The organism is Longimicrobiaceae bacterium (genome assembly GCA_035936415.1).
Classification (GTDB): domain Bacteria; phylum Gemmatimonadota; class Gemmatimonadetes; order Longimicrobiales; family Longimicrobiaceae; genus JAFAYN01.
Map to the genome: position 1 here is coordinate 1 of DASYWD010000004.1, position 7,815 is coordinate 7,815.

Below are 7,815 nucleotides of genomic sequence, written 5' to 3' on the forward strand. Positions count from 1 at the left end.
GGGGGGCCAGGGGCAGGCGGGGCCGGGTGCCGGGACCGGCTTGCGAGGATCCCCGGCCCCGTGGCAGCTTCCCCGCAGTCGCCAGGCAGCCGCGGCTCCCCACAGACCCGCAACCGGAGCACTCCTTGCGCCACCCCTGGCTGGCCTGGGCCGGCGCCGCGCTCCTCCTGGTGGCCCTCGGCGCGCTGCTGGACACCCCGTGGGTGCGCGCCCGCATCCTCCGCACCGACCGCGCCCGCCTGGCGGGGGCGCTGGTGCGGGCCCGCTCCCGCCCGACCCCGGAGCCGCTCTACCCCTTCTTCCGCGACCTGGAGGAGGGCGGCGCCGCGCTGGTGATGGGCGGCGCCGTGAGCGGGCTCCTCCTCCTCGTGTTCGGCTCTCCGGAGACGCCGCTCGGCCGCCTCGCGCTGGGCACTCCCCTGTACCTGGGGCTCGGCCTCGTCACCCTGGCCGTGGTCCGGCTCCTCCTCCTCGCCCCCCGGGCGTTCCTGCTCTGGCTCCTGCGCATCTCCGTGCTGGGCACCGAGCGAGTCCTGCGCCTCCTCCTGGAGGAGCGCGGCGCCCCCGACCGCATCCCCTTCACCTACGGCGCGCTGCTGGTGGTGTGGGCGGTGGCGGCGGGGTGGACGGCCGCCGCGGCGGCCAGGTGGTGGGGCGGCGTGGCGGTATAGCGGCCCCTCTCCGACCCGTGCGGCTCCCCCCGGCTGCCGATCTCCAGTCCCTTTCGAGACTTGCTGAACTGTCTGCACCCCTCCTGTGACCAAACGCGACATAGGTGCGTCTCCCCACCGTTCGCGCCCACGGAGGGGCGCGCCGACCAAGTGGACCCGCGAAAGGATGGACGAGATGCTCGGATCGCCGGTTCGGCCGGGAAGGCTCCCGGTCGCGCTCCTGCTCGCCGCGCTGGCAACGTGCTCCCCCGACGACGTGAACCGGCCCAGGGAGGTGGCCGCGGTGGAGGTCGTCGCCCCCGTGGACTCCGTGGAGGTGGGCGGCACCCTCCAGCTCGCCGCCACCCCCCGCGCGTCCGACGGCTCGGAGCTTCCCACCGTGCCGGTCTCCTGGGCGACGCCGGACGGAGAGGTGGCGAGCGTGGACGATGCGGGCCGGGTCACCGGGAAGGCGGTGGGCACGGCCACGGTGCAGGCCAGCGCCGGCGCGCGGACCGGGTCGGTGTCGATCCGGGTGGTCCCGGTGGCGGTCGCCTCCGTGGTGGTGAGCCCGGACACGGCCACCCTCCTCGTGGCGGACACGAAGCGCCTGGGGGCGGTCCTCCGCGCCGCCGGTGGCGCGGAGATCACCGGCCGCGCCGTCGCCTGGTCGAGCGACGCCGAAGCGGTCGCCACCGTCGGCGCGGACGGCACCGTCACCGCCCGGGACGCCGGGACGGCCACCATCACCGCGGAGGCGGGGGGGCGGAAGGGGACCGCCACGGTCACCGTGGTGGCCGCGCCGATCCCGTCGCTGCGGCTGTCGCAGGTCGCGAGCGGCCTCGGCCCCGCGCCCACGCACCTGGCCGCCCCGCAGGGCGACAGCCGCCTTTTCGTGGTGCAGGTGGACGGACAGGTGCGGATCGTCCGCGGCGGGATCGTGCTCCCCGGGCTCTTCCTGGACCTGCGCGGCAAGGTGGTGCACGACGTGGAGCAGGGGGCGTTCAGCCTCGCCTTCCACCCGCGTTTCGCCAGCAACGGGCACGTTTTCGTCAACTACACCGACCCGGCCGGCGACATCCGTGTCGAGCGGTACACGGTGGGCGCCGACCCGGACCGCGCCGACCCCGCGTCCGTGAAGCTGATCCTGCACATCGACCACCCGCCCACCAGGGAGCACTTCGGCGGCGAGCTGGCGTTCGGGCCGGACGGCAAGCTCTACGTGAGCGTGGGCGATGGCGGGCAGGGGCACGAGCGCAACGCCCAGGACCGGAGCACGCTGCTGGGGAAGATCCTGCGCATCGACGTGGACGCCGGCGACCCCTACGCCATCCCCGCCGACAACCCCTTCGTCGGACAGGCGGGGGCCCGCGGCGAGATCTGGGCGTACGGGCTGCGCAACCCCTGGCGCATGTCGTTCGACCCCGAGGCCGGGCTGCTGTACGTGGCCGACGTGGGCGAGACGCACTGGGAGGAGGTCAACGTGGTCCCCGCCGGCCAGGGCGGGCTGAACTACGGGTGGCCTCGGCTGGAGGGGTCGCACTGCTACCCTGCGGGGACCACGGGGTGCGACCGGAGCGGGACCGTCCTCCCCGCGGTGGAGTACCCGCACGACGGTACGCCGGGCGCGGCCGGCTCCGCGCACCCCACCGGCTGCTCGGTCACGGGCGGATACGTGTACCGGGGGAGCCGCATGCCGGGACTGCGCGGACACTACTTCTACGGCGACCTCTGCAAGGGGTGGGTGCGCAGCTTCCGCTACCGCAACGGCAGGGCCGAGGAGCAGCGGCAGTGGACCGTAGACAACGTCGCGCTCCTGGTCTCCTTCGGCCGGGACGGAGCCGGCGAGCTGTACGCCCTCACCCACAACGGGAGGATACTGAAGTTCGTCCCCGCCGGGAACTAGCCTCCGCCGGGACGGAGGTGCGCGAAGGGGGTGCGGCCCGGCCGCACCCCCTTTGCTGGTCCTGCCATCCTGCTGCGGCGGCCGCCGTCTACTGGACGATGATGACGCCGTTCATCCCCTGGCCCGGCGCGAAGCCGGTGGCGTGCGGCACGCACAGGTAGCGGTAGGTGCCGGGGGTGTTGAAGGTCAGGGTGAAGTTGTCGGCCGCGTTCGCGAGGCGGCGCTCCACCCAGAAGCCGGAGGGGTTCTCCGGCGTGACCGTGTGCGGCGACCCGGCCGCGTACTCGAAGCGCACGGCCTCGCCGGCGCGGATGGTCACGGAGGCGGGGCTGAAGCTCCAGCGCTCTCCCTTCACCACCGCCGCGGGCGCGGGCACCGCCTGCACGTTCCAGCCGACCGCGGCGGTCTTGCCGCCCCGCAGCTCCGTGGACTTCTCGACCGTCTCGCTCCCCGGCGCGAACGCCACCGGGAGCCGCTTCAGGGTGACGGTCTGCGCACCCCTCGGCACCTCCTCCGAGATCCTCGGGCCCCGCGGGAGCACCGGCAAGGTGTTCCGGCTGGTGCAGCCCGGCGGCTGACGCCGCGGCGGGCACCGTTCATGCCGAGCCCCCTGTGCCGCCGCGGCGCGGGGGGCTCGGCGCGCCGGCGGCCGAAACCGGCCTCCTCCTCCCCGCGTAGTCACCCGGGGGGCATCTCGGACGCACACACCAGGGAGGACGCGATGAAGCTGACGAAGCGCGTACGGAAGGCGGTCGGCTACCTGCTGGGCTTCCCCCGCACCGCGCGGCCCGCGGTGCGGGCGTTCCGGGTGGAGAGCCGGGTCCAGGCGACGCACGCCGCCCGCGAGATCGCGGCGATGAAGCTGGCGACCCCCCTCTGGATCGAGACGATGCTGGCGGGGCTCCTGGCGCGCGGCGGGACCACGCTGTACCTGCACCTCCGCGGCGCGGGGCCGCTGGAGCTGGTCCTCGTCCCCTCGGACGAGCACGTCGTCCGGGTGGAGATGGCGGGCGAGGTCGGCGAGACGCGGGTGGACGAGGTGGCGCCGGAGGGCGCGTACACGGGGCCCGCCTCGCGCGACCTCCCCCTGCTGCACCACCTCCCGCAGTCGGAGCCGTGCGTGGCCGCCTACGGGGTGAACGCGGGCGCTTCGCGCCGGGTGGTGGTACGCTTCCCCGGCTTCGTGTCGCACGCCACCGTGGCGGTGGATTCCGGCGTCTTCGCCGACGCGCTCCCGCTGGGTGGGATGGACGCCCCCGTCGTGCTCCCCATCCGGCGCGCGAGCGCCTGACTCCTCCGGGCGGCCGTCCTCCGTCAGAGAAGGCGCCGGCCGGCGGCGTCCCAGGCCTCCACCGGCGCCGCCGCCGCGGGGGAGGCCGGGTACTCGTCCGCCACCAGCCCCCACACCATGGTGTCGCGCGGGGTGCCGTCCGGGGCCAGGGCGTCGCCGTGGAGGGTGGCCTCGTGCCGGAAGCCGAGCCGGGCCGGAACGGCCGCGCTGCGCACGTTCAGCGGGTCGCAGCGGATCTCCACCCGATCCACCCCGTTCACCTCGAAGGCCACCCGGGTGAGCGCGGCCGCGGCCTCGGTCGCCAGCCCCCGGCCCACGTGGTCCGCGTGGATCCAGTAGCCGATCTCCAGCATCTGCTCGCGGGCGCGGGGGTGCAGCCCCGTCCCCCCGAGCACCCGCGCCTCGGCCCGGTCGAAGATCCCGCAGGTGAAGTCGATCCCCAGGTCGAAGTTGCCCCGGAATCGGCGCAGGTCCTCGATCCGGCCGTCCAGGTCCTTGGGCTCCGCCCGCGCCCAGGGCATCCAGGGGCGCAGGTGCGCCAGGCTGGCCTCGACCGCGGCCTGGAGGAGCGGTGCGTCCCGGGGGTGCCAGCAGCGGACCACCAGCCGGGGGGTGTGCACCCGGTACGCGGGTCCGGGGAGGGTGCAGGGCATGCGGCGGCCTGGGCGGGCGGGGCGGTGGAACAGCCGGTCCGGGCACAGTATACGGGGCCGCCGTGGGGCGGGCCAGGGCGGCGCGCACCTTGCTGCCCCGCCGGCTGCACGGTCGGACCACCCCCACCGGGAGGGAGGATGGAGGAGGAGCATCGCTGGGACGTCACCCCGCAGGAGGCCAGGCGGATCCAGTCCGAGCTGCGGGAGCGGCTGGTGACGGAGCCCCCGCCGGGGTTCGCGCCGCGCCTGGCGGGCGGCGCCGACGTGTCGTTCGAGCGCTTCGCGAAGTGGGGGTACGCGGGGGTGGTGGTGCTGGAGCTGGCGGGGCTGGAGACCGTGGCCGAAGCGTCGGCCGTGGCGGAGCTCACCTTTCCCTACGTTCCGGGCTACCTCTCCTTCCGCGAGCTTCCGCCCATCGCCGCGGCGTGGGAGCGGCTGGAGCGCCGGCCGGACGTGCTGGTGTTCGACGGGCAGGGGACGGCGCACCCCCGCCGCTTCGGCGTGGCCTGCCACGGCGGGCTGCTCCTGGACGTCCCCTCCATCGGGTGCGCCAAGTCGCTCCTCGTGGGGACGCACGGGGAGCTGGGCGAGGAGCGCGGCTCCACGGCGCCCCTGGTGCACCGGGGCGAGACGGTGGGGATGGCGGTCCGCACCCGCACGGGGGTGAAGCCGGTGTACGTCTCCCCCGGCCACCGGATGGACCTGCCGACCGCCGTGGAGATCGTGCTCCGGCTGGCGCCCCGCTTCCGCGAGCCGGAGACGACGCGGCGCAGCCACCGCCTGGTGAACGAGCTCCGGCGCCGCGCCCGCGACGACGCGGCGCCCGGCACAAATGCTTGACCCGGAAGCGCTTCCTTCGCAATAGTAGAGGTGCGCGGGACCGTCCTCCTTCCTCCCACCCCCGCTCCGCCATGGTCGCGCTCCGCCTCCGTCCGCTCCTCCGGGTCCTCGCCTGCTGGCTCGTGGCCCTGTGCGCCCTCGGGGGGGGCGCGGTCCACGCGCGGGCCCAGGAAGGGACCTCCGCTCTCCTGGTGACCGCGGCGTCGCAGGCGTCGGGGAGCCCCGTCATGGGCGCCCGGGTCACCGTCGTGGGCACCGGGATCTCCGGGACCACCGACACGCGCGGGACGCTCCGCATGGTGGGCGTCCCCTCCGGCGTGCAGACGGTGGAGGTCCGCCGGCTGGGGTACGCCACCCGGCTCAAGCTGGTGAGCCTGGAGCCCGGCCGCTCCGCCGCCCTGGACTTCTCGCTGGAGGTGGAGGCGATCCCGGTGGCGGCCATCCGCGTGGAGGCGAAGGCGCGCGACTGGGGCGCCGAGTACCTGGAGGCGGCCGGCTTCGCCCGGCGCCGCAGGATCGGCCTCGGCTCCTTCATCACCCGCGCGGACCTGGAGCGCCGCAACCCCACCTTCCTGAGCGACGCGCTGCGCACCGTCCCCGGAATCCACTTCCAGCCGAACGGCATCCGCGGCGACGCCTACGTGACCATGGTCCGCTCCTCCGGCGGGCCCCCCTGCCCGATCCAGTACTACGTGGACGGGACGCTGATCGGCCCCGGGTTCAACATCGACGAGATCCGGGCCACCGACGTGCAGGGGCTCGAGGTCTACCGGGGCGCCTCGCAGGTGCCGCCGGAGTTCAACCGCCGCACCGCGGCGTGCGGGGTGATCGCGGTGTGGACGCGGCCGCGGTGAAGTGCGGGAGTGCGAGAGTGCGCGGAGCCGCCTTCCGGTGTAGGGGCTCCGCGTTCGTTTGGCCCCCCTTCCCGATGCGCCGCATGACGTTCTGGAAGATCATCGTCGGGTTCCTCTGCCTCTTCGCCGCTTCCGGACCGCTCGCGGCGCAGGCGGTCCGCGGGGAGCTGCGGGAGGGGGAGACCGGGCGGCCGGTGGCCGGCGTCTTCGTGGTGCTGCTGGACGCGGGCGGACGGCAGGTGGGGGGGAGCTTCACCGACGCGTCCGGCGCCTTCCTCGTCCAGGCGCCCGCGCCGGGCCGGTACACGCTCCGCGCGGAGCGTGTGGGCTACGCCAGCGTCCGGTCGCCCGCCCTGGACCTGGCCGCCGGCGAGACCCGGGAGCACGAGATGGAGATGGGCGCGGAGCCGGTCCGGCTGGAGGGGCTGGTGGTGCGGGCGGAGAAGGGGCGCTGCGCCGCCCTCCCCGAGGCGGAGGAGCGGACGGCCGCGCTGTGGGAGGAGGTGCGCAAGGCGCTGAGCGCCACCGCGTGGACGGCGGCGCGGCGGCGCTTCCGGTACACCGTCCAGGAGCACGCCCGGATCCTGGACGCCGGCTCCATGCGGGTGCAGTCCGAGCAGGAGCGGCGGATGACCGGGTACGCCGTGAGCCCGTTCGTGAGCGTCCCGGCGGAGCGGCTGGTCCGGGAGGGGTTCGTGCGGGCGGAGGGGGACTCGGTCGTCTACTCCGCGCCGGACGCGGAGGTGCTCCTTTCCGACGCCTTCATGGACACCCACTGCTTCCGCGTGCGGGAGGAGCGCGGGCTGGCGGGGCTGGCGTTCGAGCCGGTGCGCGGGCGCCGGCTCCCGGACGTGCGCGGCGTCCTCTGGCTCGACCCGCGCACCTCGGAGCTGCGCCACCTGGAGTACACCTACACCGGGCTGGAGCTGCAGGGCCCCGCCGGCCGGCTGGGCGGCCGGGTGGAGTTCGAGCGGCTTCCCGGGGGGGAGTGGGTCGTGGCGCGCTGGCGGATCCTCATGCCGCTGGTGGGGATGGACACGCTCAAGGTGGGGAGCGTCCGCCACGAGCGCCGCCGCGTGGCCGGGTTCCGGGAGGTGGTCTGGGAGGTGCTGGACGTGCACACCACCGGCGGCGTGCTGGTGCGCTCCGCTGCGCGCGCGGCGCTCACCGGGACGGTGTTCGACAGCACGCGCTCCGTCCCGCTGGCGGGCGCGCGCGTGCGCCTGGCCGGCACCGCCCTGGAGGCGGAGACGGACGCGCGGGGGGAGTTCCGGATCGCCGACGTGGCCGAGGGGCGCTACGCCGTGGTCTTCTCGCACCCGCGGATCGACTCGCTCGACTGGATCCCCCCGGCGCAGACGGTGGACCTGCGGCGCGGCGCCGGGGACCCGGTGCGGCTGGCCGTGCCGCCGCTCACCGCGGTGCTGGCCTCGCGGTGCTCGCCGCTGGAGCGGCGCGGGGGGACCGGGGTGGTGGTGGGGACCGTGCGGCAGGAGGGCGGGGGAGCGCCGACGGCGGGGACGCCGGTGGTGCTCTCCTGGCCCGCCGCCGGCGACGTCCCGGCGGGGAGGACGCTGGCCTGGACCGACGCCATGGGGAACTACCACGCGTGCGCCGTCCC

The 7,815-nt window shown here is 75.5% G+C and carries 8 protein-coding genes; 6 read left to right on the plus strand and 2 right to left on the minus strand.

Annotation, left to right across the window (positions count from 1 at the left end; translation table 11 throughout):
* Positions 1 to 125: 125 nt before the first annotated feature.
* Both VGR37_00080 and VGR37_00085 read left to right on the plus strand, forming a co-directional pair.
* Complete coding sequence (locus tag VGR37_00080; protein HEV2145790.1) at positions 126 to 671, plus strand: hypothetical protein; 546 nt, start codon at positions 126 to 128, stop codon at positions 669 to 671.
* 166 nt (positions 672 to 837) lie between these two features.
* The gene (locus tag VGR37_00085; protein ID HEV2145791.1) at positions 838 to 2,556 is read left to right on the plus strand and encodes a PQQ-dependent sugar dehydrogenase; all 1,719 of its coding nucleotides are present in this window, start codon (positions 838 to 840) and stop codon (positions 2,554 to 2,556) included.
* Positions 2,557 to 2,644: 88 nt separating this feature from the next.
* On the opposite strand, the gene VGR37_00090 is transcribed toward VGR37_00085, so the two are convergent.
* The gene (locus VGR37_00090; GenBank protein ID HEV2145792.1) at positions 2,645 to 3,064 is read right to left on the minus strand and encodes a plastocyanin/azurin family copper-binding protein; all 420 of its coding nucleotides are present in this window, start codon (positions 3,062 to 3,064) and stop codon (positions 2,645 to 2,647) included.
* 213 nt (positions 3,065 to 3,277) lie between these two features.
* Between VGR37_00090 and VGR37_00095 the strand changes: the two genes are divergently transcribed.
* Positions 3,278 to 3,847: a hypothetical protein gene (locus VGR37_00095; GenBank protein ID HEV2145793.1), complete on the plus strand. Its 570-nt coding sequence runs from the start codon at positions 3,278 to 3,280 to the stop codon at positions 3,845 to 3,847.
* Between the two features lie 23 nt (positions 3,848 to 3,870).
* On the opposite strand, the gene VGR37_00100 is transcribed toward VGR37_00095, so the two are convergent.
* On the minus strand, positions 3,871 to 4,500 hold the full coding sequence (locus VGR37_00100; protein HEV2145794.1) for a GNAT family protein: 630 nt from the start codon (positions 4,498 to 4,500) through the stop codon (positions 3,871 to 3,873).
* 138 nt (positions 4,501 to 4,638) lie between these two features.
* On the opposite strand from VGR37_00100, the gene nfi reads away from it, so the two are divergent.
* The 3 genes from nfi to VGR37_00115 all read left to right on the plus strand — a co-directional run.
* The gene (nfi, locus tag VGR37_00105; GenBank protein ID HEV2145795.1) at positions 4,639 to 5,340 is read left to right on the plus strand and encodes a deoxyribonuclease V; all 702 of its coding nucleotides are present in this window, start codon (positions 4,639 to 4,641) and stop codon (positions 5,338 to 5,340) included.
* A 71-nt stretch (positions 5,341 to 5,411) separates the two neighbouring features.
* Positions 5,412 to 6,194 (plus strand): carboxypeptidase regulatory-like domain-containing protein, encoded by a 783-nt coding sequence (locus tag VGR37_00110; protein HEV2145796.1) that lies wholly within the window; start codon positions 5,412 to 5,414, stop codon positions 6,192 to 6,194.
* A gap of 83 nt (positions 6,195 to 6,277) precedes the next feature.
* Positions 6,278 to 7,815 (plus strand): carboxypeptidase regulatory-like domain-containing protein (locus VGR37_00115; GenBank protein HEV2145797.1); only part of this gene is annotated, 1,538 nt, incomplete at its 3' end.